Raw genomic sequence first — 24526 nt, forward strand, 5'->3', positions numbered from 1 at the left:
CGACACGGCGGCGCAGGTGGTGGTCGGCGCCGCCCGCGACCGGCCGTGCACCCTGGTCGTCTGCCGGGGCTGCTGCTGCGGCAACGCGCGCAAGCACCGCGGCTTCGACCACGACGGACAGCTCGCCCGGCTGCGCGCGGCGGCCCGCGCCTCCGAAGGCCGCCTTGCGGTCCGTACGACCGACTGCCTCGGCCCCTGCGACCAGGCCAACGTCCTCGTCGTACAGCCGTCGGGAGCGGGGCGGCGGAACGGCGGCCGGGCCGCCTGGATCGGCTTCGCGATGAGCGACGACGCCACCGAGGACGTCCTGCGGTGGGCGGCCGACGGCGGCCCCGGCATCGCCGCGCCGCCGCCCGCGCTGGAGCTGCAGTTCATCCGGCCACCGGGTGCGGCGCGGCAGGGCCGGGCGGCAGGCAGGCGCGGCCGTGCCCGCCGCTGACGCGGACATCGGCGAAGAGGAGGAGGGGGTGGCCTTGGACGCGGCGACCGCAACGGTCGTCGCGGCCACCCTGCAGGCCCTGGCCGCCCCCTCCCGGCTGCTGATCCTCGCCGCGCTGCGGAACCGCCCGCACCCGGTCTCCGAGCTCGCCGCGGAGATCGGCATGGCCCAGTCAGCCGTCTCCCACCAGTTGCGCCTGCTGCGCACTCTTGGGCTGGTCAGCGGCCACCGAGAAGGGCGGCGCATCGTCTACCGGCTGTACGACGACCATGTCGCCCAGCTCCTCGACGAGGCCCTGCACCACACCGAACACCTCCGGCTGGGCCTGCGGGGCATGCCTTGAGCCCGGTGTCCGGCGGCCCGGCAATTCACCTCGGCGTCACCGCGCATTGGTTCCGAGTCACCCCCACGTCACCTCACCAGGGCATGGATGGAAGGACAGGGACCGCCGCGGCCTCCCGCCGGAAGCCGCGCGGACACGAGCGGAAACGATGCGGCAGGAGTGTGATCCCGGTGAGTGAAGTTCTCTGCGCGGTGCTGGCGAAGGCCGGTCTTGCCATCGCCGAGGCGATCCTCACGCGGTTCGTCATCGATCTGTACACCGCGTACGTACGCAAGCACCGTACGGAAGCGGCGATGGCGACCGCGTGAGGCGACGCGGCCGGCGCCCGCAGGCCCCGCCGTGGCCTGCGTGTGCCCGAAGCGCTACTGGGCGCTCAGCGCCCGACCGGTCGGGACGTGCAGGTCCGAGTCTCGGAGCCGGGCGGTCGCCACCATGCTCACCAGGCCGGTCAGGGCGAGATAGCCGCAGGCCAGCCACGGTGTGCCCGCTCCCAGGGCCAGTAGCGCCGTCATGATCAACGGCGTGATCCCCGAGGCGAAGATGCCCGACATCTGATAGACGAACGACATGCCTGTGTACCGGACGGGGGTACGGAAGAGCGCGGCGAACAGCGTGCCCTGCGCACCGTAGAACGACGCGTGCACGATCCCCAGCGCGATCAGCAGCGCCACCGCGAACGCCCACGCCCCGCCCGTGCCGAAGAGCCAGAACGCCGGGAAGACCGAGACGGCGAAGGCGCCCATGCCCGCGAGGTAGACGCGGCGCGCGCCCAGCCGGTCGACCGCCGCACCGGACACCGGTATCAGTACGGCCATGACCAGCGCGGCGGCCGTCACCGCGAGCAGTACCGGCGTACGGTCCAGCTCGAGCGTCCCCGTCGCATAGGTGATCGCGAAGACACCCCAGGTGTTGAAGGCAGCCCCTTCGCCCCACCGCGCCAGCATGCCGAGCAGGACGTGCCGACGCGCTGCGGGCTCGCGGACCAGCTCCACCAGGGGCGCGGAGCGCGGCAGTTCCTGCAGTCGCCGGACGGCCCGGAAGGCCGGCGTCTCGTCGATCTTCAGTCGTACGGTCAGGCCGACCCCGACGAGCACCAGGCTGACGAGGAAGGCGATCCGCCACCCGTAACCGAGGAACGCGGCGTCGCTCAGCACATCGTTCAGCAACGCGAACACACCGGTGCCCAGGGCCAGTCCGAGCGCCAGACCGATCTGCGGATAGCTGCCGAACCGGCCCTTGCGGCCCTCGGGTCCGTACTCGACCGCCAGCAGGACCGCCCCCGCCCACTCGCCGCCCAGCGCCACGCCCTGCGCGACACGCAGGATCAGGAGCAGTGCGGGGGCGAGCAGCCCGACCTGCTGGTACGTGGGCAACAGGCCGATCAGCGCCGTGGAGACGCCCATCAGTCCCATCGTGAAGGCGAGGGTGCGCTTGCGGCCGATCCGGTCGCCGATGTGCCCGAACAGCAGCCCGCCGACCGGGCGGGCGACGAAGCCCACGGCGAACGTCGCGAACGACAGCATCGTGCCGACCGTGCCGTTCGCCGTCGGGAAGAACAGCTTGTTGAAGACCAGCCCGGCGGCCGTCGAGTACAGGAAGAAGTCGTACCACTCGACGGTGGTGCCCAGCAGACTGGCGAGCACCACGGTCTTCAGCCGGGTCGGCGGGGCGCCTGCCTGCTGCTCATCCGGATGCGGTGGCGCCTGCGAGGGCGCGGGTACCGGGCTCATCGGCCGGCGAACGGGACGATGCCCGCCTCGGTCGTGCGCGGACCGGCCGGGTGCTGCCACAGGCCGCGCCGCTCCAGCAGCGGCAGCACGCCCTCGCCGAACCAGTACGCCTCCTCCAGGTGCGGCACACCGGAGAGCACGAACTCCTCGATGCCCAGCCGGGCGTACTCCTCGATGAGGTCCGCGACCTCGGAGTGGCTGCCCACCAGTGCCGTGCCGGCGCCACCGCGTACCAGCCCGACGCCCGCCCACAGGTTGGGGTAGATCTCGAGCTTGTCGCTGGACCCGCTGTTGTGCAGCTCGCGCATCCGGCGCTGGCCCTCGGACTCGCTGGTCGCCAGGCCCTGCTGCACCGCCTTGATGCGCTCGGGGTCCATCCCCTTCAGCAGCCGCTCGGCCTCGGCCCACGCCTGCTCCGAGGTGTCCCGGCTGATGGTGTGCAGCCGGATGCCGAACCGCACCTCGCGGCCCTGCGCGGCGGCCAGCGACCGGATCCAGTCGATCTTCTGCTTCACCTGCTGCGGCGGCTCGCCCCAGGTCAGGTACACGTCGGTGTACCGCGCTGCCACCTCACCGGCCGCGGGCGAGGAGCCACCGAAGTAGACCCGGGGCGTCGGGTCGGGCAGCCGGTTGAGCTTGGCGCCCTCGACCCGCAGATGCTCGCCGTGGTGGTCGACCGTCTCGCCGTCCCACAGCCGCCGCACGATGTCCAGGAACTCGCCGGTGCGCGCGTACCGCTGGTCCTTGTCGAGGAAGTCGCCGTACGCGCGCTGCTCCGCCGACTCGCCGCCGGTCACGACGTTGAGCAGCAGCCGGCCGTGCGACTGCCGCTGGTAGGTCGCGGCCATCTGCGCCGACAGGGTCGGGCTGATCTGGCCGGGCCGGAACGCAACGAGGAACTTCAGCCGCTCGGTGACCTGCGTGAGCATCGCCGTGGTCAGCCAGGCGTCCTCGCACCACGCACCCGTCGGCGTCAACGCCCCTTCGAAACCGAGTTGTTCGGCGCTGCGCGCGATCTGGCCGAGGTACTCGACGGAGGCGGGCCGGTCCCCGCCGGCGGTGCCGGGCAAGGAGCCGTGGCCGCCGCCGACGATGTGCCGGCTGTCACCGGTCGTGGGCAGGAACCAATGGAACGTCAGGGCAGAAGACATCGAGGACTCCGGGGAAGGGCGGCGGGTCACGTCCCGGCAGGGCACGGCGGCCCGGCGCAGGACATGACGGTGCGCCGCGGAGGAGGCGACGGCGATGCGTCACCAGGTGCGGAAAGGAGAGCTGCGGAAAGTCGAGCTTTGTGAGCAGAGCTTCAGAAAGCGGAGCTTCGGCAAGCAGGAGAAAAGCGCGGCAGCGCGGACCCGGGAAGAGCGAGGAACGCGGCCGGAGACGGCGTCAGGCGCGACAGTTGGCGCTGGTCTGGCGACACAGGTCGACGTGGAGGCGTTCCACGAGGAGGTCGGCAGCAGCAGTCATGCCTGGCATTCTGCGCCGCCCGACCTGCTCGGATCAAGCTCCTGAGACGAGTGTTTCAGCACGTGAGACGGTTCGGCGCCGGAGCGCGCTCAGTGGTCCATTGGCCCGCCCCTGCCGCACCGGACGCGCGGACCGCTGAGCCAATGGCACAGCGAATCCGGACTCGGTTGAGCCACCGTGCTCCCAGGTGCTGTGATGGTCCCATCAATGGCGCTGCGGACCCCCGCGGCGCCTTTTTCATGCCATGGAGTGCTGGAAGGCAGAAGGGCGGGGATCTGTGCTGAAGAGGGTGTTCGTTGCTCCGGATCCGGGGCGGCTGCGGTTGCGCAGTGGGCTGCGGGCGGTGCTCGGCATCGGGGCGGCGGTGGCCCTGTGCGGTCTGGCGGGCCACTCGCTGGTCGCGGCCATCTTCGGTGGGCTCGCGGCCCTGCTGGCACTCTTCACGGTCATGGACCCCACGGTCCGCGGGCAGGCGGTCACCACCGCACTGTTCCCGGCGGTGGGTTTTCCCGTCCTCGCCCTCGCCGCGGTGCTGCACGACCACCCCCTGGCGCGGGACGCAGCGTTCGTCGCCGTGGTCGGCGCCGGGGTGTACGCCCGCCGCTGGGGCCCGCGCGGGCACTCCCTCGGCGTGCTCGGCTTCATGGCCTTCTTCGCGTCGCAGTTCCTGCACACGGTGCCCGGCCAGTTGCCCGAGCTGTACGAGGCCATGGTGCTGTCGCTGCTGGCCTCCTCGGCGGTGCGCTTCGGGCTGTGGTGCTACGAGCGCCGGCTGCCGCCGCCCGCCGTGGTCCCGCCGTTGCACGTCGGCACCGGGCTCGCCCGGCCGACCACGCGGCAGGCGGTCCAGGCGATGGCCGGCAGTGCCTTCGCGCTCGCGGCGGGGGAGGTGCTGTCGCAGGAGCGCTGGTACTGGGCCGTGGGGGCGACGTGGTGGGTCTTCGTGAACACCGCGTCGAGCGGGGAGACGCTGGTACGGAGCTTCCGGCGGGTGCTCGGCACGGTGCTCGGCATCGTGGTCGGGCTGGGCGTTGCCGTACCGCTGCACGGTGCGCCGGTGGCCACCGCGGCGCTCGTCGCGGTCTGTGTCTTCGGCATCTTCTACACGGCCGCCGTCTCGTACACCTGGATGATGTTCGCGGTGACGGTGATGGCAGGGCTGTTGTACGGGCTCCTCGGCGTGCTGGACCCGGGGCTCCTCGTGCTGCGGGTTACGGAGACGGGTGTGGGGGCGCTCGGTGCGGTGCTGGCGGTCCTGCTCGTGCTGCCCGTCACCACGCACGCCACGACGGACGCCTGGATCGAGCGCGCGCTGCGTTGCGTGCACGCCTGCACGGCCGAGGCCGCCGCGCGGCTGGCCGGCTCCGCGGCCGCCGACCCCGCGCCGCGCATTGCCGAGCTGGAGCTGCTGCTCGGCAAGGTGCGGGTCTCGATCGCCCCGCTGGTCCACCCGCTCAGTCCGCTGCGTGCCCGCAAGGAGCGGGCGCGTCAGGTCGTCGCCCTGCTCGACGACTGCGCCCGCGAGGTCCGCGGCCTGGCCGCCGTCGCCGCCGACCCCGAGGCATCCCACGACGACCGCCTCACCGCGGCCTGCCGACGGGTCGAGGCCGCGGTGGCGGCGCTCACGGCGCCGGAACGGACGGTCGGTCAGCAGCGGATGGCCGGTCAGCAGTGGGCGGCCGGCCGGCAGCGGGTGCCCGTGGCAGTGGTGCCCCACATCCCGGCTGCGGAACCGGCCCTCGCCCATCTGCACGGTCTGGAAAGGGCGCTCGCTGAACTCGCGGTACCTCTGCGCGACTCCGACCGCCCGACGCTCATCAGTGCCTGACGACGGCCGCACGGGCGGGTACGGACGGGCTGTATGGACGGGTACGGACGCGGGTACGGACAGGCTCCGCGCCGCCCCGGCTGTTAGCGTCGGTGACCGACCGATGCGGGGCGTGCGGACGAGAAGCGGGGTACGAGTGTGAACGGTGAGAGCCGGAACAGTGCCGGGTGGCGGGCGTACATCGGGTCGACGGCCGGCGGCGCCGGCGTCGTGACCGCGGAGGTCGATCCGGAGAGCGGCGCCCTGAAGGAACTGCACCGCACCGACGCGGTGACCAACCCCTCCTACCTCGCGGTGTCCGGCGACGGCCGGCTGCTGTACGCGGTGAGCGAGACGCCCGACGGCGCGGCCGCGGCGTTCTCGCTCACGGGCGACCGGCCGGAACCGCTCGCACCGCCGGCGCCCGTACACGGCTCCGCGCCCACCCATCTCACCCCGCACGCCGGACACCTGCTGACCGCCAACTACCGCTCCGGCAGTGTGAGCGCGCTGCCCCTGCGGGCCGACGGCGCGCCCACCGAGCCCGGCCCCGGCGCCGTACTCCAGCACCACGGCAGCGGCCCGAACCCCGACCGGCAGACCGGCCCGCACGCGCACGCCGTGGTCGCCGACCTCACGGGACGCTGGGTGCTCAGCGTGGACCTCGGCACCGACTCCGTACGCGTCTGCGACATCGACCCGGGGAGCGGGGAGCTGGTCATGCGCCGGGAGATCGCGCTGCGCGCCGGCAGCGGCCCGCGCCATCTGCGCTTCCACCCGGGCGGCCGGCTCGCCTATGTCATCAACGAACTGGACCCGACGGTCACCACCTGCCGCTGGGACGCCGTACAAGGGGTGCTGACGCCGGTGGGGGAGACGGCCGTACTGCCCGAGGGCGGCGTGACGCCGACACTGCCCTCCGAGTTCGTGGTCTCCGCCGACGGACGGTTCGGCTGGGCCGCCAACCGCGGGGACGACAGCATCGCCGTACTGGCGCTGGAACAGGACGGCCTGTCGCCGCGGCTCGTCACGACCGTGCCGTGCGGCGGCACTTGGCCCCGCGACCTGGCGCTGCACCCCGAAGGGCGGCACCTCTACGCGGCCAACGAGCGCTCCGGGGACGTCACATGGTTCACGGTCGACCCGGAAACGGGGATCCCGGAGCGCGCCGGCTCGATCCCGGTACCGTCGGCTTCCTGCGTGGTCTTCGGGAACCTCCGCGTACGCTCCGACCGTTGAGTATGTTCAGCCGATAGCGGACGCTCGGCGGCGAGATCGTCCGAATGCCGGGCGCGACGGCCAGGAACCGGGCAGTCTGACGGCATGACCGTCGGATTCAGTGGTGAAGTCGCCGAGTACTACGCCCGCTTCCGGCGCGGCTACCGCCCGGAGCTCCTGGACGCCCTGCAGGAGGCATTCGGCCTGACCGCCGGCGACACCGCACTCGACCTCGGCTGCGGCACGGGACAGTTGGCCGTGCCGCTCGCCGCGCGGGTCGGCTCCGTCCTCGGCATGGACCCCGAACCGGACATGCTGCGGCTGGCCCGCCGGGCCGCCGACGAGGCAGGCGTACGCAACGCCACCTGGGTGCTCGGCGCGGACACCGACGTCCCGGCGCTCGGCACGCTGCTCGGCCGCGGCTCCCTGGCCATGACCGCCATCGGCCAGGCGCTGCACTGGATGGACCACGACCAGCTCTTCCGCGAGCTGCGCCCGCTGCTCCGGCCCGGCGGCGGCATCGCCGTGATCGCGAACGGCGTACCGCTCTGGCAGCAGGAGAGCTACTGGTCGGACGCGCTGCGCGGCTACCTGGAGCGGTACTTCGGCACGGTCCTGCAGGCCACCTGCGGCACGGCCGACGACGACCAGGACCGCTACGCCCGGGCGCTGCGGGCGGCGGGCTATGACGGGGTGCGCGAGATCGACCACCGCTACCGCGTGGAGCTGACGTTCGAGGAGCTGGTCGGCGGCGTCTGCTCCGCCGTACCGGCCGACCGGCTGCCGGCCCCCGACGACCGCCCGCATTTCGCCGCCGGTCTGCGGGCCGCGCTCCCGCAGGGCCCGTACGCGGAGGAGGTACGGGTCCGGGTGCTGGTGGGGCGGACGAGCGGTTGAGTGCGGGGGAGCGGACGGGTGCGGGGGGAGCGGGCCCGGATACGGCGATGGGCCGCCCCGCGTGGTGCGGGGCGACCCATCCGGTGCTTCGTCCACTGGTGTGTCTACGGGTTCGTCCACTGGTGCTACCGCCAGGCCGGGGCGCCGGCCACGGGTGGCAGCCGACGGCGGTCCAGCGGGTCGCGGCGCCCTGTGCCGACTAGCGGGCCGCGGCGCCCTGTGCCGACTGCAGCGTGATGCCGAGCGACGCCGCGTAGTTGGACAGGACCAGGCGGCCCACCGCCATGTACGCACCCAGCGCCTCGGCGGAGGCACAGCCCGCCTCGGCCGCGGCCGCCCCCAGCAGCCCGTCGGCGATCTCCGGGCCGATCAGGTACGGGGCCAGCGCGAGCTGCTGCGAGCCCGAGGTCCGGAGCTGCTCGGCCGTACGCGAGATCGCGCCGTCCTCGTCCAGCGCGGCGGCCAGCACCGGCACGGCGAGGCGCGCGGAGAGCAGCATGCCGGTGATGCCGGCGGCCTGCACGGCCTCCTCGCCGCCGACGGTGGCGAGGATGATGCCGTCAGCGGCCGTTGCGACCGTGAACAGGCGGGCGCGGTCGGCGCGTGCGAGGCCGGCCTCGGACAGCCGTACGTGCAGGCCCTCGGCGAGCAGCGGGTGCGGCCCGAGCACATCGGTGAGCTCGGCGGCGGAGCCGCTGTTCATGATCGCCTGGCGTATGCGGCGCAGCAGGGCGTTGTCGGGCCCGGCGAGCAGCGGCACGACCACGGCGGCCGGGCTGTCCTTGAGCTCGTGCGCGCCCGCCTCGATGCGGGCCTTGCGCTCGGCGGCCGCGTGCGCGAGCACGGCCTCCAGCGACGGGAACTCCTCGTCGCCGCCGTCGACGTACCCGATCCGCGCGTCGAGGCCGGGCAGCTCGGAGCGGGCGATGCTGGACACCTCCTCCGCCAGGCTGCGCGACGCGGCGGCGGGGGCGCCGGGAACGGCCAGAACGAGCGCGGGCGCGCCCTCGGGCGCGGCGACCGGCTCGGGTCGGCGGTGGCGTCCGGGCTGGCGCGGACGCGGCATTCGTACAGGCAGGCCGGGTGCGGGCCCAGTGGGGGAACTCATGGCGCCGCATGCTAACGCCTCTTCGGCACTCCGTGCCGAGGGAGGGCACGGTCGGGTGTCTTGTGTACCGATTCGTCCCGCGCGTCTTGGTGTGAACGCGCCGCGACACGCCTTGTGATCTGCGCCGACTTCCGAGCCGGGTGATCAAGGGAGGTGCTGTTGAGGGGATTCCGCTTATGGGATGTCGGGGGTTCCGCTCGGGGGTGCCGGGGCGGTCGGGGGCGAGGTGAGGGCGAGGTAGGTGCGTTTGCTGCTGTTAATGCGGCGACGGGGTCGCCCGCGTACTCACCCGGTGACGTGCAGAAGCCGATCATCGGTGGGCAACCGCAGTGCGTCCCGTGCCACCGCCGACGCGATCAGCAGCGCGCCGTCCAGCGGATCGCCGTCCGCCGCGCGGAGGCGGACGCCGGGCAGTCGCACCGCGAGCGCCGCCCGCAACGGCTCCAGCAGCGGTTCACCCATCTTGAAGAGGCCGCCGGTGTACGCGACCTCCCGGCCGGTGGTCGCGACCGCCGACGGGCAGACCGCGGCCGCGGCGTCGGCGATGTGATGGGCGGCCTCGTCGAGGATGGCGGCGGCGAACTTGTCCTCGGCGGCGCAGCGCGCGACCTCGGGCGCGAAGGAGGCCAGTACGGCGGGCCGGTCCGCGCGCGGGTACAGCTTGCCGGGCAGGCCCGTGACCGGCCCGAACACCGCTTCCGCGCGGGTCAGCAGCGCCGCCGAACCGCCGGGCCTGCCGTCGTGCGCGCGCGTCGCCGCCTCCAGCCCCGCCCGGCCGATCCAGGCGCCGCTGCCGCAGTCGCCCAGCAGGTGGCCCCAGCCGTCGGCGCGGCGCCAGCCGGTCGCCGGGGTCAGGTCCGTGCCCAGGGCGACCATACCCGTGCCGGCCGCGACCACGGCCCCGGGGCGCTGGCCGAGCGCGCCCGCGTACGCGGTGACCGCGTCGGCCGCGAGCGCCAGCCGGTCCGTGCCGAGCGCGCGGGACAGCGCGGCCGGCAGCGCGGCGCGCAGGCCGTCGCCGAGCGTGGCCATACCGGCCGCGCCCACGCACACCGCGGCGCACCGCCCGTCCCCGCCCGCCTCGCGCAGCAGCGCGCCGGCCGCCGGCAGGAGCCGTTCGAGCAGGTCGTCCGGGTCGATGCCGTCCGGTCCCGTACGCACCGGCTCCCGGAAGACGACCGTGTCCAGCTGCCGCACCGGAGCCGGGGCCTCTTCGGCCGCGGCCTCGTTCCCGTGCGCGCTTCCGGGCGTGAGCCCGTGTGCGCGGGCGACCGCGATCCGCAGGCCCGAGCCGCCCGAGTCGACGCCGAGTACGAGCGGTACTGGTCCCGGCGCCGGTGTGGTCTCACCCAAAGCCGCGGGCGTCCTGCTTGAGGGCGGTGTCGACGGTCAGCGCCGTGGCGACCACCAGGCTCAGCAGCGGGTCGGGGAGCTGCTGGTGGATCTGCAGGACATAGTTGTCCGCCGTGGTGAACATCGTCTTGGCGAGGCCCTCCCACGTCTTGGTGATCCGGGCGATCTCCTGGTCGGCGTGGTCGACGATGGCGAAGTTCCAGGCGCGCCAGTTCTCCGCCTTGATCGCGCCGATCTGCTGGCCGTTGACCACCAGCGCAAAGTTGATCTTCCCGATGGCGTTCTGCTGCACGATCTCGCCGACCGGCTGCCCGTCCGGGCGCTCCACCAGCACCTTGGACTTGATGAACTTGGCCGGGCGGGTCAGTACGAGCTGCGGCTGCCCGTACGCGTCACGGATCTCCAGCTTGTGGGTCATGTACTGGTCGAGGCTGGAGACCAGTCGCAGCACCTTCTTGGCCGTGCTCTGGCCGACCTGCACGACCGAGCCGATGGTGTTGCCGTTCTGGTCGAAGACGCTGTACTCGTTCGTCATCTCGATCAGCTTGGCCTTCTGGTTCACGACCAGAACCGGCTCACTGAACAGCGAACCGCCACCGGGGCCGGTCGCACCGCCCGGCGCGGCACCGGGCTGCTGGGGATAGCCGTACGCCTGCGGCTGCCCGCCCGGCATCGGCTGCCCACCCGAGTACGGCTGCCCGCCCGGCTGGGGCTGCCCGACCGGCTGCGGTTGCGGTTGCGGCTGGGCGTACGGCTGCTGCGGCGCTCCCTGCCCGTACGGCTGCTGCGGCGCACCCTGCGCATACGGCTGGGGCTGCGGCTGGGGTTGGGCCTGCGGCATCGGCTGCGCGCCGGGCGCCTGTGCCTGCTGATGTTGTCCCTGTTGGTGCTGTGCCTGCTGGTGCTGCCCCTGGCCGGGTGCCTGCTGCTGCGGTTGGCCGTACTGCTGCGCCGGGCTCTGGCCCTGGAACTGTTGCTGTGCGGGGGCCTGCGCCGGCTGCTGTGCCTGGCCCGTGGCCTGCCCCTGGCTGCCCGGGTGGGTGTGTTCGGTCCACCGGGCGCCGTCCCACCAGCGCAGTTGGTCAGGCGTGCCCTGCGGGTCGGCGTACCAGCCCGCCGGCACGTTCGAGTTCGTGGTCATGCTGGCACACTATCCCTCCAGCTCAGCCCCACCGTCGGCCACCACGTCAGCCCAGCCACCGGCCCGCCGCACCACTGCTGCCGCGCGACCAGGCAGGCCACCGTAGGGCCAGTGCGCAGCGAGGCCGGGGCGCCGCCACGAGGCCGGGGCGCAGGCCGCGAGGGCAAGGCGCCGTGCGGACAGTGCGTCGCCGTGCGGTCAGGGGAGCTGCCAGGACACCGGCTCCGCGCCCTGCCTGACCAGCAGGTCGTTGACCCGGCTGAACGGCCGCGAGCCGAAGAACCCCCGGTCGGCGGACATCGGCGAGGGATGCGCCGACTCCACCGACGGCACCTGCCCGAGGAGCGGGCGCAAATTGCGCGCGTCCCGCCCCCACAGGACCGCCACCAGCGGCCGCTCGCGCGCGGCCAGCGCACGGATGGCCTGCTCGGTCACTTCTTCCCAGCCCTTGCCACGGTGTGCGGCGGGCTTGCGCGGCGCCGTCGTCAGGGCGCGGTTGAGCAGCAGTACGCCCTGCCGGGTCCACGGCGTGAGGTCACCGTTGGACGGCCGTCCCAGCCCCAGGTCGGAGTGCAGCTCGCGGAAGATGTTCTCCAGGCTGCCCGGGAGCGGGCGCACCTCCGGTGCCACCGAAAAGCTGAGCCCGACGGCATGCCCCGGCGTGGGGTAGGGGTCCTGCCCCACGATGAGCACCCGCACGTCGTCGAAGGGCTGTTGGAAGGCGCGCAGCACATTGCTACCGGCCGGGAGGTAGGTACGTCCCGCGGCGATCTCCGCGCGCAGGAAGTCGCCCATCGCGGCGATCCGTCCGGCAACGGGCTCAAGTGCCTTCGCCCAGCCCGGTTCGACGATTTCATGGAGAGGTCGTGCAGCCACGGCGTCACCCTACTGGCCGCCCGGTGGTCCATATCAACCCGTGCCCCCTTCCCCCGGTCATCTCCGCCTCCCTCCGGTCAGCTTCGACCACGACCGCATACAGATCCCGCCATCACCGGTCACCTCGCGACCGCCCGAATCACAGCCACCCGGACCATGAACGCCGCTTCACGCCATCAGGCCACCACCGCCGCCCGTACGCACAGCACGTCCGGCAGGTGGGCGGCGAGCTGCTGCCAGGTGTCGCCGTCGTCCGCGCTGGCGAACACCTCGCCGTTGCGATTGCCGAAGTACACGCCCGCCGGATCCGCGTCGTCCACGCACAGTGCGTCGCGCAGGACCGTGCCGTAATGGTCCTCCTGCGGCAGCCCCTCGCTCAGCGCCTCCCAGCTCGCGCCCGCGTCGGAGGTCCGGAAGACCCGGCAGCGGTGCTCGGCCGGCACCCGGTCCATGTCAGCCGTGATCGGGAAGACATACGCCACGTCGCCGCGGTGCGGGTGCGCGGCGACCGCGAAACCGAAGTCCGACGGCAGCCCCGACCCGATGTCCGTCCACTTCGCGCCCGCGTCGTCGCTGCGGTACACCCCCCAGTGGTTCTGCAGGTAGAGGCGGTCGCGGTTGACCGGGTCCTGCGCGATCTTGTGGACGCACTGGCCGAATTCCGGGTCCGGGTCGGGCAGGAACACGGCCTTCACGCCCGCATTCGACGGCGACCAGCTCGCCCCGCCGTCCAGGGTGCGGAACACCCCGGCCGTGGACACGGCCACCGTCACCGCGTCGGCGGTGCGCGGGTCGGTGATCACCGTGTGCACCGCGAGGCCGCCGCCGCCCGGCACCCACTGGTCGTGCGAGGGGTGCTCCCACAGCGGCCGCACCAGCTCGAACGACTCGCCGCCGTCCTCGGACCGGAACAGCGCACCCGGCTCCGTACCGGCATAGACCACGTCGGGCGCGGCCGGGCCTGCGGGCTGAAGCTGCCACACCCGCTCCAGCGAACTCTCGGTGTAATCCGGGTACTTGACCGCCGGGCGGGCCGGCTCCTCCCAGCTCTCCCCGAGATCGTCCGAGTGGAACACCGAAGGGCCCCAGTGCGCGCTGTCCGCGCCGGCCAGCAGCCGCGGTGTGGCGCGGCGGGTGTCGATACCGATCGAGTAGACCGCCTGGGCCGGGAAGTGGGGCTCGCTCAGCTCCCACCTGCCCCGCCGTCGACGGCCGATGAACAGGCCCTTCCGGGTCCCTACCGCGAGCAGGACATCAGCCGCGTGGGTCGTCATGTCAATGCACCTCCGAACGCCGTTGTTCCAGGTACGAGTCAGTCTGCACCCGACCACTGACAACGGCCCTCGGAAGCGATATCAGCCCAGGTCGGACTGGGTGTGGCGGGTCGTGCGGCAGGTCGTCCGTCAGGTCGTGTAGTCCGCGTTGACGCGGATGTAGCCCTCGGTCAGGTCGCAGCCGTAGACCGTAGCGGCGGCCGCGCCGAGGCCCAGCCCGATCGAGATGTCGACCTCGTCCCGCCGCATGGTCTCGGCCAGCTTTTCGAGGGTGCCGGCCGCCGGCTCCTCCGGGTACACCTCGGTCTCGCCGAACCGTACGGTCACCTTCGCCGGCTCGATGTCCGTGTCCTCGGTGTTCTTGCCGATGGCCATGACGACCCGGCCCCAGTTCGGGTCGGCGCCGTGCACGGCCGTCTTGACCAGCGGAGAGTTCACCACGCTCTTGGCCACCCGCTTGGCCTGCGCGTAGTCGGCGGCCTGCGCCACCGTGACGCGCAGCAGCTTGCTCGCGCCCTCCCCGTCGCTCGCAAGCTGCTGAGTGAGGTCCAGGCACACCTCGGCGAGCGCCGCCGAGAACTCGGCCGGGTCGACCGGCCCCGCCGCCCCGTTGGCGAGCGCGGCCACGGTGTCCGAGGTCGAGGTGTCGGTGTCCACGCTCAGGCAGTTGAACGTCTTCTCCACGGCGCCGCGCAGCGCGGTGTCCAGCGCGGCGGGGGAGAGCTCGGCATCGGTGAACACGTACGCCAGCATCGTGGCCATATTCGGCTCCAGCATGCCGACGCCCTTGGCGACGCCGACGATACGGGCCGGGCCGACGCTCCGGGTGCTGGTCTTCGGGCGGGTGTCCGTGGTCATCATCGCGCGCGCCACATCGAGGGGGCCCGCCTCGAAGGCCGCCGTGCCGCGCTCCGCCGTCGTCTCCAGATGCGCGCGGATGGTGTCCATCGGGAGCGGCCGTCCGATCACCCCGGTGGACCCGATGAGCACGGCGTCGGCCGGGACGCCCAGGATCGCGGCGACCCGGCCCACGACCTCGGCCGCGTTCTCCTCGCCCTGACGGCCGGTGGCCACGTTGGCGTTCTGCGCCAGCGTGGTGACGGCGCGCAGGCGCCCGCCGGCGGCGTGCGCCCGGCTGAGTACTACCGCGGGGCCCGCGAAGCGGCTGCGGGTGAACATCGCGGCGCTGACCGAAGGCCGGTCCGACGCCACGATCGAGATGTCGTCCCCGTGCGCCCGCAGGCCCCCGTTCCCGGTGTACGCCCGGAAGCCGACGGGCCAGCGGAGCTCGCCCGCACCGGAGTCCGCACTCAGAGCTGAAAGTGAATCAATATGTGCCATGCGGAATATAGTTGCGGGCAAGCTCCAGGGAGTCCAGCTATTTTATTGAACCGGGCGCATGACTATGCGCTTCGCCCAGAAGGCGTTACTCGCCAGGCAGGCGTTACTCGCCCAGTACCCGCCCCAGCGCCTCGATCGCCGACGACAGTTCGTCCTCCGTGATGGTCAGCGGCGGGGCCAGCCGGACGGTGGAGCCGTGGGTGTCCTTGACCAGGACGCCCTCCCGCATGAGGCGCTCGCTGATCTCGCGGCCCGTGCCCAGCGCGGGGTCGACGTCGACGCCCGCCCACAGGCCGCGGGCGCGGAAGCCGGTGACGCCCTTGCCGGTCAGGCCGGCGAGACCGGTGCGCAGCACCTCGCCCAGCTCGGCAGCGCGGCGCTGGTACTCGCCGGTGGACAGCAGGTCGATGACGGCCGAACCGACCGCGGCGGCCAGCGGGTTGCCGCCGAAGGTGGAGCCGTGCTCACCCGGGTGCAGCACCTCCAGCACGTCCCGGCGGGCCACGACGGCGGAGACCGGGACGATGCCGCCGCCGAGTGCCTTGCCGAGGAGCAGCACGTCCGGGACGACGGACTCGTGCTCGAGGGCCAGCGTGCGGCCCGTGCGCCCGAGCCCGGACTGGATCTCGTCGGCGATGAACAGGCAGCCGGCCCGCCGCGTCAGCTCGCGGACGCCGGTGAGGTAGCCGTCGTCCGGGATGAGGACGCCGGCCTCGCCCTGGATCGGCTCGATGAGCACGGCCGCCGTGGTCTCGTCCACGGCCGCTTCGAGGGCGGCGAGGTCGTTGTACGGGACGACGCGGAAGCCGGGCGTGTAGGGACCGTAACCGGCGCGCGCCACGGGGTCGGTGGAGAAGCTGACGAGCGTGGTCGTGCGGCCGTGGAAGTTGTCGGCGGCGACGACGATCGTGGCCTGGTCCGGGGCCACGCCCTTGACGTCGTACGCCCACTTGCGGGCGACCTTGATGCCGCTCTCGACGGCCTCGGCGCCCGTGTTCATCGGCAGGACCATGTCCATGCCGGTGAGCGCGGCCAGGCCCTCGGCGAAGCCGGCGAGCCGGTCGTTGTGGAAGGCGCGCGAGGTGAGGGTGACCTGGTCGAGCTGGCGGTGCGCGGCCTCGACGAGCGCCGGGTGGCGGTGGCCGAAGTTCAGCGCCGAGTAGCCGGCGAGCATGTCGAGGTACCGGCGGCCCTCGACGTCCTCGACCCACACGCCTTCAGCGCGCGCCACGACCACCGGGAGCGGGTGGTAATTGTGCGCGAGGACGGGCCCTTCCGCGCGGATCAGCTCCGCCGAGGAGCGGGCGTCCGGTGCGGGGGGCTGCGGCGCGGGGCCGGCCGCGGCGGCGGAGAAGCGGGTGGGCGCGGTCATGAGCGGACCTCCTGGGTGCAGCACTTGATGCCGCCGCCGGCCTTGTGGAACTCCGACAGGTCGACGGGGACTGGAACGTAACCGTGACGGGCGAGTTGTTCAACGATCCCCTCAGCCTGCGGGGCAACGAAGACATGACACCCGTCGGAGACGGAATTGAGGCCGAACGCCAGCGCGTCGTCCCGGGTGGCGAGCACCGCGTCCGGGAACAGCCGCCGCAGCACCTCGAGGCTGCCGGGCGAGAACGCCTCCGGGTAGTACGCGACGTTGGTGTCGTCGAGCGGGAAGAGGGCGGTGTCGAGGTGGTAGAAGTACGGGTCCACGAGCTGCAGGGAGATCGTCGGCACGCCGAGGAACTCCTGCACCTCCCGGTGCGCCTCCCGTGTCGTACGGAAGCCCGTACCGGCCAGGACGTAGCCGCCGACCGGCACGAGGTCGCCCTCGCCCTCGCACACCGCCTCCGGCGTGTGCACGTCGAACCCGGCCGCCCGGAACCACTTCTCGTACGCGACGGACTCCGGGCGGCGCTGCGGCGCGTGGAAGCGCGCACCGAACACGCGTCCGCCCAGGACGAGCGCCGAGTTCGCCGCGAACACCATGTCCGGCAGCCCGGCGACCGGCGGCACGGTCTCCACCGTATGGCCGTGGTCGCGGTACGCCTGGACGAGCGCCGCCCACTGCCGCTGGGCCAGGTCGGTGTCGACCGGCGCGACGTCGCGCATCCAGGGGTTGATGGCGTACTGCACGTCGAAGTACCGGGGCTCGCAGAGCAGGAAGCGCCGGGGGCGCGGCACACGGGGCGGGCGCACGATCGTGCGCATCGCCGCCTCGCTCACGGGCTCGCGTACCGATACGGGCGCGGGTACGGACACGGGTTCGGGCACGGCGGGGTCCTCCGATTCCGCGGACGGGCAGGGGGCGTCGCCCGAGTGACGCGGGGTCACTGAGGGGTGACGCAGGGATGCCCATAACGGTAGGAAGCCGCGGCTGTGCCGGACAAGGCCGGAACGCTGCGCACCGGCGCAGCGAACGTGCGTAAAGGGGCCGGTCGGCGCAGGGTTGCTGCGCCGTCGGATCAGGTGGTGCCGGTGTTCCCCGCGGGGCGGGCGGAGTCCGTGGGGGAGTCGGGGCCGTATCCCTGTACCGCTGACGAGCCGGCGCCCGCCTCCGGGCTGTCCGGAATCAGGTGCGAGAGGACCATGTAGCTGATCGTCTTGCGGATGAAGGACTCGGTGCGGATGCGTTCCAGCACCTCTTCGAAGTGCTCCACATCGGTCGCGCGGACGTGCAGCAGCGCGTCGGCGCCGCCGGAGACCGTCATGGCGGCGGTGATCTCCGGGTAACGGCGGACGACCTCGGCGATGCGGCGGGGCGGGGCCGCGCCGTCGCAGTACACCTCGATGTACGCCTCGGTGCGCCAGCCGAGCGCGGCCGGCCGGACCGTGGCGGTGAAGCCGGTGATCACGCCGGTCTCGCGCATCCGGTCCACCCGGCGCTTGACCGCGGTGGCCGACAGGCCGATGGCCGAGCCGATCTCGGCGAAGCTGGTCCTGGCGTTCGCGGTCAGCGCCGCGATGATCTTGCGGTCCAACTCGTCGAGCGGGCCGGATGCGTGGGGCATAGCGGGTGGTTCCTCCGTCGCTGGGCAGGGCCGTACGGCCGCTGAGGGTCCCTGCGGAGCGCACGGACCACGCGGATCGTATGCGCCGCACGGAGCCCGTGCGCCCCACTCCAGTGCGCAGCCTGCGCGTCCCGCACCGTTCCACGCCTCGTCACTCCGTGTTTCCCGCATCCCGTACTACATCCTGTAGGGTTTCGATCGTGACCCTACAGGTTGTCGGATCAGCTTCCGGAGGAGTGCGTCATGCCCGACCCGTCCGACCACGTCGCCCCCGCGCACGCCGAAGTGGCCGAGATCTGGCCCCGCGACGGCCGGATCCGGGTCCTCGGGCATGTCGTGGGCGTGGCCTCGGGCGCGGGCACGCTGGTCGCCCGGGTGCGCGACGCGGCCGGTACGGAACTGCGGCTGGCGGCGGAGGGGGAGGGCGGTCGCTTCGAGGTATCCGTTCCGCTGGAGGCGCTCGCCTCCGCCACCCCCGAAGGCGACCGGGTCTGGGACCTGTACCTGGTGCCGGACGGCTGTGATGACGCGCTCCGGCTGGGGCGGCACCTGGACGACGTGCCCGGCAAGAAGAAGATCTTCACGTACCCGGCCCAGCGCGCCGGCGGCCTGCGGATCGAGCCGTACTACACCGTCCAGGACAACCTCTCGATCACCTGCCGACGGGAGGAATCCCCGTGAAGATCCGCTTCCTGCTGCTCAACGCCTACGCGGTCGGCGGCACCGTCCGGACGGTCGTCAACCAGGCGAACGCCCTCGCCGAGGCCGGGCACGACGTCGAGGTCGTGAGCGTCCACAGGCACCGCGCCGAGCCCCGCTTCGCGCTGCACCCGAAGGTGCGGCTGCGGGCCCTGGTCGACGACACCCGTCCGCCGTCCCGCTGGACGCGCCCGCTGACGTACCGGCGAGCGCACCACCCCAGCCGGCTCGTCCCCGAGGCCGAGGTCCGCTTCGACCGGTTCAGCCGCCTCACCGACCGGCGCGTCGTGCGCTATCTGCGCTCGCTGCACGACGGTGTACTGATCACCACCCGGCCCGCCCTGAACCTCCTCTCCGCCCGCTTCACGCCCGCGTCCGTCGTACGGGTCGGCCAGGAACACCTGCACTACTCCCACCACAAGGCGGACCTCGCCCGCGAGATCGGGCGCTGGTACCGGCGGCTGGACGCGGTGACCGTACTGACCGCGGCCGACGAGGACGCCTACCTGCGGCGGCTCGGTGACAGTGGGGTCCGTGTCGAGTGCATCCCCAACCCGCTCTCCGAGGCCGCCCCGGAGCGCGCCGCCCTCGACCGGCCGCTCATCGTCTCCGCCGGCCGGCTCGTCAAGGGAAAGGGCTTCGCGACCCTCATCAAGGCGTTCGAGCCCATCGCCCGCGCGCACCCCGATTGGCAGCTCCGCATCTACGGAGCGGGACCGGAGCGCGACCGCCTGCGGGCGCTGATCCATGACCGGCATCTCTACAACCACGTGTACCTGATGGGCGCCACGCAGGAGTTCGACCGGGAGCTGGCCAAGGCGTCCGTCTTCGCCCTCGCCTCCCGGCGCGAAGGGTTCGGCATGGTGCTGGCCGAGGCGATGAGCCACGGCATCCCGCCGGTCAGCTTCGACTGCCCGCACGGCCCCCGCGAGATCATCACCGACGGCCAGGACGGCCTGCTCGTACCGCTCGGGGACACTCCGGGGCTGACCGCGGCGCTCACCCGGCTCGTCGAGGACGACGCGCTGCGCAAGAAGCTCGGCGGGCACGCCGTCGAGTCCGCCCGCCGCTACACCCCGGACCGCGTCCGCGCCCGCTGGGAGGCGCTCCTCACGGTCCTCCTCGCGCAGAAGGAGCGCGTGTGAGGTCGGAGGGGCCGGCCGATGCCCCTGCGCCCTACGAGCTGTAGGGTGTGGTCATGGTAGGCAGAAACCCTCGTGGCAGAGGGGAACGACGCAGCGCCGGCACGCTGGAGAGCGAGGTCCTGGCCGCTCTGTGGGCGACCGAGGCGCCGCTGACCCCGGCCGAGGTGCACGCCGAGATCGGCGGTGACCTCGCGTACAACACCATCCACACGATCCTGAAGCGGCTGCACGACAAGGCGCTGGTCGTACGGGACGCCGAGGGCCGGCGCGGCGCCTACCGGCCGGCCAAGAACGCCGCCGAGCTGACCGCCGAGGTCATGCACCAGGCCCTGGACAAGGGGCCCGACCCGATCGCGGCCCTCCAGCAGTTCGTCACCGGCCTGAGCAGCGAGGAAGAGGCCGCGCTGCGGCAGTTCCTGGCGGAGGACCGCGGCCGGTGAGGCGCTCACCGGATCAGGCGCGCCGGCCGGGTGATCATGTACAGCAGGTACTCCAGTGGCCCGCGCCGGAACAGCCGCTTCCATACGTAGGCGAGCACCAGCACGCCCGCGATGAAGCAGAGCAGCACCAACGGCTCGCTGGAGTCTGACATGTCCTCCGTGTCCAGCGCCCAGATGGCCACGATGTGCAGTACATAGGCGGACAGGGACATCGCGCCGACCGCGGTGACCGGTGCGACCGCCCGCCGGAAGCGCGGCAGCCGGTCCAGTGCGATGGTGCAACCGGCCACGATTAGGAGGGCGACGCCGGTGTTGCCCAGGATCGAGGGAGTCGTCTGGCTGTGCGGCGCGGCCACCAGCAGCCACTCCCGGAAGAGGTGGGTGGGGTCGCCGACGGTGTCGGACCACCAGGCCGACCCGGGCGCGTCGCCGTCCGAGCCCGCGGCGACGGCGGCGTATGCGTTCGGGACGAGGTGCAGGGCCAGCCAGGAGCCCCCGTAACCGAGCACCGCCAGCGCGGCACCGGTCAAGGCGAGCCGGGTGCGGACCAACGGCCGGGTGAGGTCGAGCCGCGCCACCGCCATGCCCGCGATCAGGAACGGGATCCAGGTGAGCACCGGATAGGCGCCGGTGAACAGCAGGTCCATGACCCCGTCCGTGTCGCCGAGCCCGGACAGCGGGTCGTGGGCGATTATCGTGTCGCCCCAACTGCCTTGATCGAGCGAGACCTTGACCAGAAAGAGGTCCTGGGGGAGTACCAGCGCGGTCGCCGCGGCGATGAAGGCGAGGGCCCCGGCCTTGAGGCGGTGCAGGGGGAGGGCCACGACGAACGCCAGCGCGTAGTAGGCGAGGATCACATCGATCGAGGTGTCCAGCGCGGTCAGCGCCATCCCCAGTGCCAGCAGGATGACGGCGCGGATCAGTACCCGCGCGACCGCCTGCCGTCCCGCGCGCCCGGTACGGGGCTCGGGGCGGCCGGTGATGAGCACGATCGAGAAGCCGGCGAGCAGCGCGAAGAGGGCGGAGGACCGGCCGCGCGCGAGCTCCATGAGAAAGCCCACGGGGCCGCCGTCCGACGGATCGGGGCCCAGGTGGGCGGCGAACATGCCCAGTACCGCGAGGCCCCGGGCGAGGTCGATGCCGATCAGCCGGGGCGTACTGGCACGTGCGGTGGGTGGTGAGGGCTGGTCGGGTGTGGTGGCGTGCCGGTCGCCCGGTGGCACTGTCCGTGCCGGGGTCCGGGCGCGCGTCGGCAGGGGCACGCTGCGTGCCCTGGGTAAGTTCTGCGACATGTGCCCAAGATGCCTGTCGCCTCCGCAACGGAGCACGGTTCAGGGGGATTTGGTGACGCATCCGTCACTGTGGCGGTATCGTGCTGCGCCCGCCGGTGCCCGAGTGCACTCCTGGGTTCGCAGGGCGCTCCATGAGCACGCCCGGCGCACGCGCGCCGCGCCCACCTGCCGGTATCTCCCTCCGCGCCCGCCCCGACCGGATGACCCGCCCGGATGGCGCGGAAGGTGGGCGGATAGGCTGTTTCAACAGTTGTTGATTTTCCTGAGTCCCAGCCGCGCGTACCCCTGTGCCGGCCGCGCGGCATCCGAGGGAGCGAAGCGCCATGCGCATCCTGTTCACCGCCCAGGCGAGTTACTCGCACCTCGCACCGCTGGTGCTGCCGGCGGCCGAGAGCGCCCGGCAGGCGGGCCACGAGGTGGCCGTCGCCACCGGGAACGCCGTCGCGGAGCACATCGAGAAGCGCGGGCTGACCGCGCTGCGGCTGCCGAACGTCGAGGCGATGGGGGACGTACTGCAGCGGGGCGACGTCCGCCCGCCCGCGGCCATGCGCCAATTCGGCTCCGTCACCATCGAGTTGGACCCGGAGTTCTTCGCCGCCGCCTTCGTCGGACAGCTTGCCGGCCCCTCGGCGCGTGACCTCGTCGAGGTGGCCCGGGACTGGCGCCCCGACCTGATCCTGCACGAGTCCACCGAGTTCGGCGGCTACCTGGCCGGCGAGCGGCTCGGCATCCCGCACGGCGCGCTGGACATCGCCCCGATGGCGCCGTACGACCACCCGGCCGTCACCGAGGCGCTCAACAAGCAGCGCGCGGACCTGGGCCTCGATCCGATCACCGACCCCTGGCACGTCTTCCGCGCCTTCCGTGCCGGCGTCGTACCGGAGGAGTTCTACCCCGAGGCGAGCCGCCTGCCGAACGCCCACTACTACCGCCTGCCGGTCCCCGCCGGCGAAGCGCCCCTCGACCCGGAGATCGCCCGGCTCCCCGCCGACCGCCCGCTCGTCCTCGCCACACTGGGCTCGAACGCCACCAATTTCCCCGGCGGTGGAGTCCTGCCCCTCCTCGACACCATCATCGAGACGCTCGGAGACCTGCCGGTCACCGGCGTCGTCGCGCTCGGCGTGGGCACCGACCCCCGCGAGTGGCAGGGCGCCCGCGCCGACAACGTCCACCTCACCTCGTTCGTCCAGCAGGAACTGCTCCTGCGGTCCAGCGACGCGTTCCTCACGCACGCCGGCTTCAACGGGACCCGGGAGGCGCTGGCGGCCGGCGTCCCCGTGGTCGCCGTACCGCTCTTCGCCGAGCAGTCGTACAACGCCGCCCGGCTGCAGGAGATCGGCGCCGGCCGCCGGATCGACGTCCAGGACGTCACGCGCGCGTCGCTGACCGAGGCCGTCCGCGCCGTACTGGAGGACCGCACCTACCGCTCCCGCGCCCAGTCCCTCCAGCGCCGCTCCCACGCGCTCCCGGACCTGTCCCGTCTCGCGGCGGACGCGGCGTCGGCGACGGGCGCCACGGACGCGGCGGGCTGAGACGGCGGCGTAGCCCCGGGGCGGCCTGATCGCTTGCGGCCGGGCCGCCTCGTACCGTGGAGACATGATCGTTCGTCATGGGACGGGCCGCCGCCCGGGGTACCCGGCAGCGGCGGCGGTGTTCGCCGTGGGCATGGCGGGCACCACACTCCCCACCCCGCTGTACGGCCTCTACCGCGAAGAGCTGGGCTTCTCGGAGCTGATGGTGACGGTGGTCTTCGCCGTCTACGCACTCGGCGTCATTGCCGTACTGCTGCTCGCGGGCAACTACTCCGACCGGGTCGGCCGCCGCCCCGTGCTCCTTGCGGCGCTGGCCTTCTCGGCACTCAGCGCGGTCTGCTTCCTGTCCGATTTCCTGTCCGGTTTTCCGTCCGGGGGCGGCCTCTCGTTCCTCTTCGCCGGCCGGCTGCTCTCCGGCTTCTCGGCCGGACTCTTCAGCGGCGCGGCCACGGCGGCGGTACTGGAACTGGCCCCGCCCGAACGGAAGTCGCGCGCCGGTTACGCCGCGGCCGCCGCCAACATGGGCGGCCTCGGCTGCGGTCCGCTGCTCGCCGGGATCCTGGCCCAGTACGCCCCGTGGCCGCTCGCGCTGCCCTACCTGACGCATCTCGCCCTCATCGCCGTGGCGTGTCTGCTGGTCCTCCTCCTGCCCGAGACCGTCGACCATCCGGAGCGGTGGCCGGGCCTCCGGCCGCAGGGCGTGGTCGTACCCCCTGAAGTACGCGGTGTCTTCGGGCCCTCGGCCCTCGCCGCCTTCGCCGGCTTCTCGCTCCTCGGCCTGTTCACCGCGGTGGCCCCGGCCTTCGTGTCCCAGACCCTCGGCGTGGCCAATCTGGCCGTCTCCGGCGCCGTCGTCTTCTCGGTCTTCCTGGGCTCGACCGCCGGCCAGTCGCTGACCGAAAAACTTGGAGCGCGCCGGGCACTCCCGGCCGGCTGCCTCGTCCTCGTCGTGGGCCTCGCCCTCGTTGCGACCTCCCTCGCCGTCGAGTCCCTGGCGGCCCTGGTCGCCGGCGCCCTGTGCGGCGGCCTCGGCCAGGGCCTCGCCTTCCGCGCGGCCCTGACGTCCGTCGCGGCCGCCGCCCCCGCCGAACACCGCGGCGGCACGATCTCCACCTTCTTCGTCGTCGCCTACACCGGAATCTCCCTCCCGGTCGTCGGCGTCGGCGCCCTCACCCTCGCCCTCGGCCTCCGCGGCGCCGGTCTGACCTTCACCACCTGCGTCGCCGTCCTGGCCGCCGGCACGGCCGCCCATTTGCTGCGCAGCTCCCGGCGCGACTGACCGGCAGCGCCTCCCACGCGCGGGGTCCCCCGTGCGCGGCGCCTCCCACGCGCGGGCCAACATGCTGGGCCGAGTGCAGCAAAGCAGGTGTGCCGGGCCGGGCCGGCGGTGATCTCCCAGCAGCGGAGCGTCAGCAACCCGCGCAGGACGGG

Annotated in this window: 24 protein-coding genes; 12 read left to right on the plus strand and 12 right to left on the minus strand. The window is 72.8% G+C overall.

Annotated elements, in window-relative coordinates:
• Positions 1–16 precede the first annotated feature (16 nt).
• From IG84_RS0113750 to IG84_RS41145, 3 genes are all read left to right on the plus strand, one after another.
• A complete protein-coding gene (locus IG84_RS0113750; protein WP_031055693.1) occupies positions 17–439 on the plus strand; it encodes a hypothetical protein in 423 nt (140 codons plus the stop codon).
• A complete protein-coding gene (locus IG84_RS0113755; RefSeq protein WP_425424029.1) occupies positions 426–782 on the plus strand; it encodes an ArsR/SmtB family transcription factor in 357 nt (118 codons plus the stop codon). The genes IG84_RS0113750 and IG84_RS0113755 overlap by 14 nt, the downstream gene beginning before the upstream one ends.
• A 170-nt stretch (positions 783–952) precedes the next feature.
• Positions 953–1090 carry a hypothetical protein gene (locus IG84_RS41145; protein WP_157848872.1) on the plus strand — a complete coding sequence of 46 codons (138 nt, stop codon included), beginning with the start codon at positions 953–955 and terminating at the stop codon, positions 1088–1090.
• A gap of 54 nt (positions 1091–1144) precedes the next feature.
• Here IG84_RS41145 and IG84_RS0113765 read toward each other — a convergent pair whose 3' ends face one another.
• A complete protein-coding gene (locus IG84_RS0113765; protein ID WP_031055699.1) occupies positions 1145–2512 on the minus strand; it encodes an MFS transporter in 1368 nt (455 codons plus the stop codon).
• Positions 2509–3663, minus strand: a complete 1155-nt coding sequence (locus IG84_RS0113770; protein ID WP_031055701.1) for an LLM class flavin-dependent oxidoreductase — start codon at positions 3661–3663, stop codon at positions 2509–2511. Before IG84_RS0113770 ends, IG84_RS0113765 begins: the two co-directional genes overlap by 4 nt.
• Before the next feature lie 94 nt (positions 3664–3757).
• Between IG84_RS0113770 and IG84_RS41150 the strand changes: the two genes are divergently transcribed.
• The 4 genes from IG84_RS41150 (at position 3758) to IG84_RS0113785 (ending at position 7901) form a co-directional block, all read left to right on the plus strand.
• Entirely contained in the window at positions 3758–4024 is a 267-nt protein-coding gene (locus tag IG84_RS41150; protein WP_157848873.1) for a hypothetical protein, read from the plus strand.
• A gap of 232 nt (positions 4025–4256) precedes the next feature.
• Positions 4257–5807 carry an FUSC family protein gene (locus IG84_RS0113775; RefSeq protein WP_031055703.1) on the plus strand — a complete coding sequence of 517 codons (1551 nt, stop codon included), beginning with the start codon at positions 4257–4259 and terminating at the stop codon, positions 5805–5807.
• A gap of 138 nt (positions 5808–5945) precedes the next feature.
• Positions 5946–7025: a lactonase family protein gene (locus tag IG84_RS0113780; protein WP_031055706.1), complete on the plus strand. Its 1080-nt coding sequence runs from the start codon at positions 5946–5948 to the stop codon at positions 7023–7025.
• A gap of 84 nt (positions 7026–7109) precedes the next feature.
• Positions 7110–7901 carry a class I SAM-dependent methyltransferase gene (locus IG84_RS0113785; protein ID WP_031055709.1) on the plus strand — a complete coding sequence of 264 codons (792 nt, stop codon included), beginning with the start codon at positions 7110–7112 and terminating at the stop codon, positions 7899–7901.
• 199 nt (positions 7902–8100) lie between these two features.
• Here the strand turns inward: IG84_RS0113785 and IG84_RS0113790 are convergent, their stop codons facing one another.
• The 9 genes from IG84_RS0113790 to IG84_RS0113830 all read right to left on the minus strand — a co-directional run bounded on the left by IG84_RS0113790 (position 8101) and on the right by IG84_RS0113830 (position 17987).
• Positions 8101–9009 (minus strand): sirohydrochlorin chelatase, encoded by a 909-nt coding sequence (locus IG84_RS0113790; protein ID WP_169749876.1) that lies wholly within the window; start codon positions 9007–9009, stop codon positions 8101–8103.
• Between the two features lie 285 nt (positions 9010–9294).
• Complete coding sequence (locus IG84_RS0113795; protein ID WP_031055713.1) at positions 9295–10362, minus strand: N-acetylglucosamine kinase; 1068 nt, start codon at positions 10360–10362, stop codon at positions 9295–9297.
• Complete coding sequence (locus tag IG84_RS0113800) at positions 10355–11503, minus strand: LURP-one-related family protein (RefSeq protein WP_031055714.1); 1149 nt, start codon at positions 11501–11503, stop codon at positions 10355–10357. The genes IG84_RS0113795 and IG84_RS0113800 overlap by 8 nt, the downstream gene beginning before the upstream one ends.
• A gap of 198 nt (positions 11504–11701) precedes the next feature.
• A complete protein-coding gene (locus IG84_RS0113805) occupies positions 11702–12379 on the minus strand; it encodes a uracil-DNA glycosylase (protein WP_031055718.1) in 678 nt (225 codons plus the stop codon).
• A 176-nt stretch (positions 12380–12555) separates the two neighbouring features.
• Positions 12556–13653, minus strand: coding sequence for a WD40/YVTN/BNR-like repeat-containing protein (locus tag IG84_RS0113810; RefSeq protein ID WP_031055720.1), 1098 nt, complete (start codon positions 13651–13653; stop codon positions 12556–12558).
• A 129-nt stretch (positions 13654–13782) separates the two neighbouring features.
• Positions 13783–14994 carry a bifunctional glutamate N-acetyltransferase/amino-acid acetyltransferase ArgJ gene (gene argJ, locus IG84_RS0113815; RefSeq protein ID WP_078648812.1) on the minus strand — a complete coding sequence of 404 codons (1212 nt, stop codon included), beginning with the start codon at positions 14992–14994 and terminating at the stop codon, positions 13783–13785.
• Between the two features lie 103 nt (positions 14995–15097).
• A complete protein-coding gene (gene rocD, locus IG84_RS0113820) occupies positions 15098–16366 on the minus strand; it encodes an ornithine--oxo-acid transaminase (RefSeq protein WP_031055737.1) in 1269 nt (422 codons plus the stop codon).
• Positions 16363–17187 (minus strand): dimethylargininase, encoded by an 825-nt coding sequence (gene ddaH, locus IG84_RS0113825; protein WP_031055738.1) that lies wholly within the window; start codon positions 17185–17187, stop codon positions 16363–16365. The genes rocD and ddaH overlap by 4 nt, the downstream gene beginning before the upstream one ends.
• 254 nt (positions 17188–17441) lie before the next feature.
• Positions 17442–17987 (minus strand): Lrp/AsnC family transcriptional regulator, encoded by a 546-nt coding sequence (locus IG84_RS0113830; protein WP_051861697.1) that lies wholly within the window; start codon positions 17985–17987, stop codon positions 17442–17444.
• A gap of 243 nt (positions 17988–18230) precedes the next feature.
• On the opposite strand from IG84_RS0113830, the gene IG84_RS41155 reads away from it, so the two are divergent.
• Genes IG84_RS41155 through IG84_RS0113845 form a run of 3 tightly spaced genes read left to right on the plus strand, consistent with a single transcriptional unit; the run spans position 18231 to position 20271 of the window.
• Positions 18231–18668: a hypothetical protein gene (locus IG84_RS41155; protein ID WP_031055745.1), complete on the plus strand. Its 438-nt coding sequence runs from the start codon at positions 18231–18233 to the stop codon at positions 18666–18668.
• Positions 18665–19831: a glycosyltransferase family 4 protein gene (locus IG84_RS0113840; RefSeq protein ID WP_031055748.1), complete on the plus strand. Its 1167-nt coding sequence runs from the start codon at positions 18665–18667 to the stop codon at positions 19829–19831. Before IG84_RS41155 ends, IG84_RS0113840 begins: the two co-directional genes overlap by 4 nt.
• A 53-nt stretch (positions 19832–19884) precedes the next feature.
• Positions 19885–20271 carry a BlaI/MecI/CopY family transcriptional regulator gene (locus IG84_RS0113845; RefSeq protein ID WP_031055750.1) on the plus strand — a complete coding sequence of 129 codons (387 nt, stop codon included), beginning with the start codon at positions 19885–19887 and terminating at the stop codon, positions 20269–20271.
• Between the two features lie 5 nt (positions 20272–20276).
• On the opposite strand, the gene IG84_RS0113850 is transcribed toward IG84_RS0113845, so the two are convergent.
• Positions 20277–21563, minus strand: coding sequence for a DUF418 domain-containing protein (locus tag IG84_RS0113850; RefSeq protein ID WP_078648813.1), 1287 nt, complete (start codon positions 21561–21563; stop codon positions 20277–20279).
• 323 nt (positions 21564–21886) lie between these two features.
• Here IG84_RS0113850 and IG84_RS0113855 point away from each other — a divergent pair, with 323 nt between their 5' ends.
• Positions 21887–23095 (plus strand): glycosyltransferase, encoded by a 1209-nt coding sequence (locus IG84_RS0113855; RefSeq protein ID WP_031055754.1) that lies wholly within the window; start codon positions 21887–21889, stop codon positions 23093–23095.
• A gap of 64 nt (positions 23096–23159) precedes the next feature.
• On the plus strand, positions 23160–24374 hold the full coding sequence (locus tag IG84_RS0113860; protein WP_031055756.1) for an MFS transporter: 1215 nt from the start codon (positions 23160–23162) through the stop codon (positions 24372–24374).
• Positions 24375–24526: the final 152 nt, after the last annotated feature.

This window comes from Streptomyces ochraceiscleroticus (genome assembly GCF_000720485.1).
GTDB classification, from domain to species: domain Bacteria; phylum Actinomycetota; class Actinomycetes; order Streptomycetales; family Streptomycetaceae; genus Streptomyces; species Streptomyces ochraceiscleroticus.

Coding starts and splice junctions, on each gene's coding strand:
- IG84_RS0113765 (WP_031055699.1), bottom strand. CDS start 2,512: ATGAGCCCGGTACCCGCGCCCTCGCAGGCGCCACCGCATCCGGATGAG.
- IG84_RS0113770 (WP_031055701.1), bottom strand. CDS start 3,663: ATGTCTTCTGCCCTGACGTTCCATTGGTTCCTGCCCACGACCGGTGAC.
- IG84_RS41150 (WP_157848873.1), top strand. CDS start 3,758: ATGCGTCACCAGGTGCGGAAAGGAGAGCTGCGGAAAGTCGAGCTTTGT.
- IG84_RS0113785 (WP_031055709.1), top strand. CDS start 7,110: ATGACCGTCGGATTCAGTGGTGAAGTCGCCGAGTACTACGCCCGCTTC.
- IG84_RS0113790 (WP_169749876.1), bottom strand. CDS start 9,009: ATGAGTTCCCCCACTGGGCCCGCACCCGGCCTGCCTGTACGAATGCCG.
- IG84_RS0113800 (WP_031055714.1), bottom strand. CDS start 11,503: ATGACCACGAACTCGAACGTGCCGGCGGGCTGGTACGCCGACCCGCAG.
- IG84_RS0113810 (WP_031055720.1), bottom strand. CDS start 13,653: ATGACGACCCACGCGGCTGATGTCCTGCTCGCGGTAGGGACCCGGAAG.
- argJ (WP_078648812.1), bottom strand. CDS start 14,994: ATGGCACATATTGATTCACTTTCAGCTCTGAGTGCGGACTCCGGTGCG.
- rocD (WP_031055737.1), bottom strand. CDS start 16,366: ATGACCGCGCCCACCCGCTTCTCCGCCGCCGCGGCCGGCCCCGCGCCG.
- ddaH (WP_031055738.1), bottom strand. CDS start 17,187: ATGCGCACGATCGTGCGCCCGCCCCGTGTGCCGCGCCCCCGGCGCTTC.
- IG84_RS0113830 (WP_051861697.1), bottom strand. CDS start 17,987: ATGCCCCACGCATCCGGCCCGCTCGACGAGTTGGACCGCAAGATCATC.
- IG84_RS41155 (WP_031055745.1), top strand. CDS start 18,231: ATGCCCGACCCGTCCGACCACGTCGCCCCCGCGCACGCCGAAGTGGCC.
- IG84_RS0113845 (WP_031055750.1), top strand. CDS start 19,885: ATGGTAGGCAGAAACCCTCGTGGCAGAGGGGAACGACGCAGCGCCGGC.
- IG84_RS0113850 (WP_078648813.1), bottom strand. CDS start 21,563: ATGTCGCAGAACTTACCCAGGGCACGCAGCGTGCCCCTGCCGACGCGC.
- IG84_RS0113855 (WP_031055754.1), top strand. CDS start 21,887: ATGCGCATCCTGTTCACCGCCCAGGCGAGTTACTCGCACCTCGCACCG.
- IG84_RS0113860 (WP_031055756.1), top strand. CDS start 23,160: ATGATCGTTCGTCATGGGACGGGCCGCCGCCCGGGGTACCCGGCAGCG.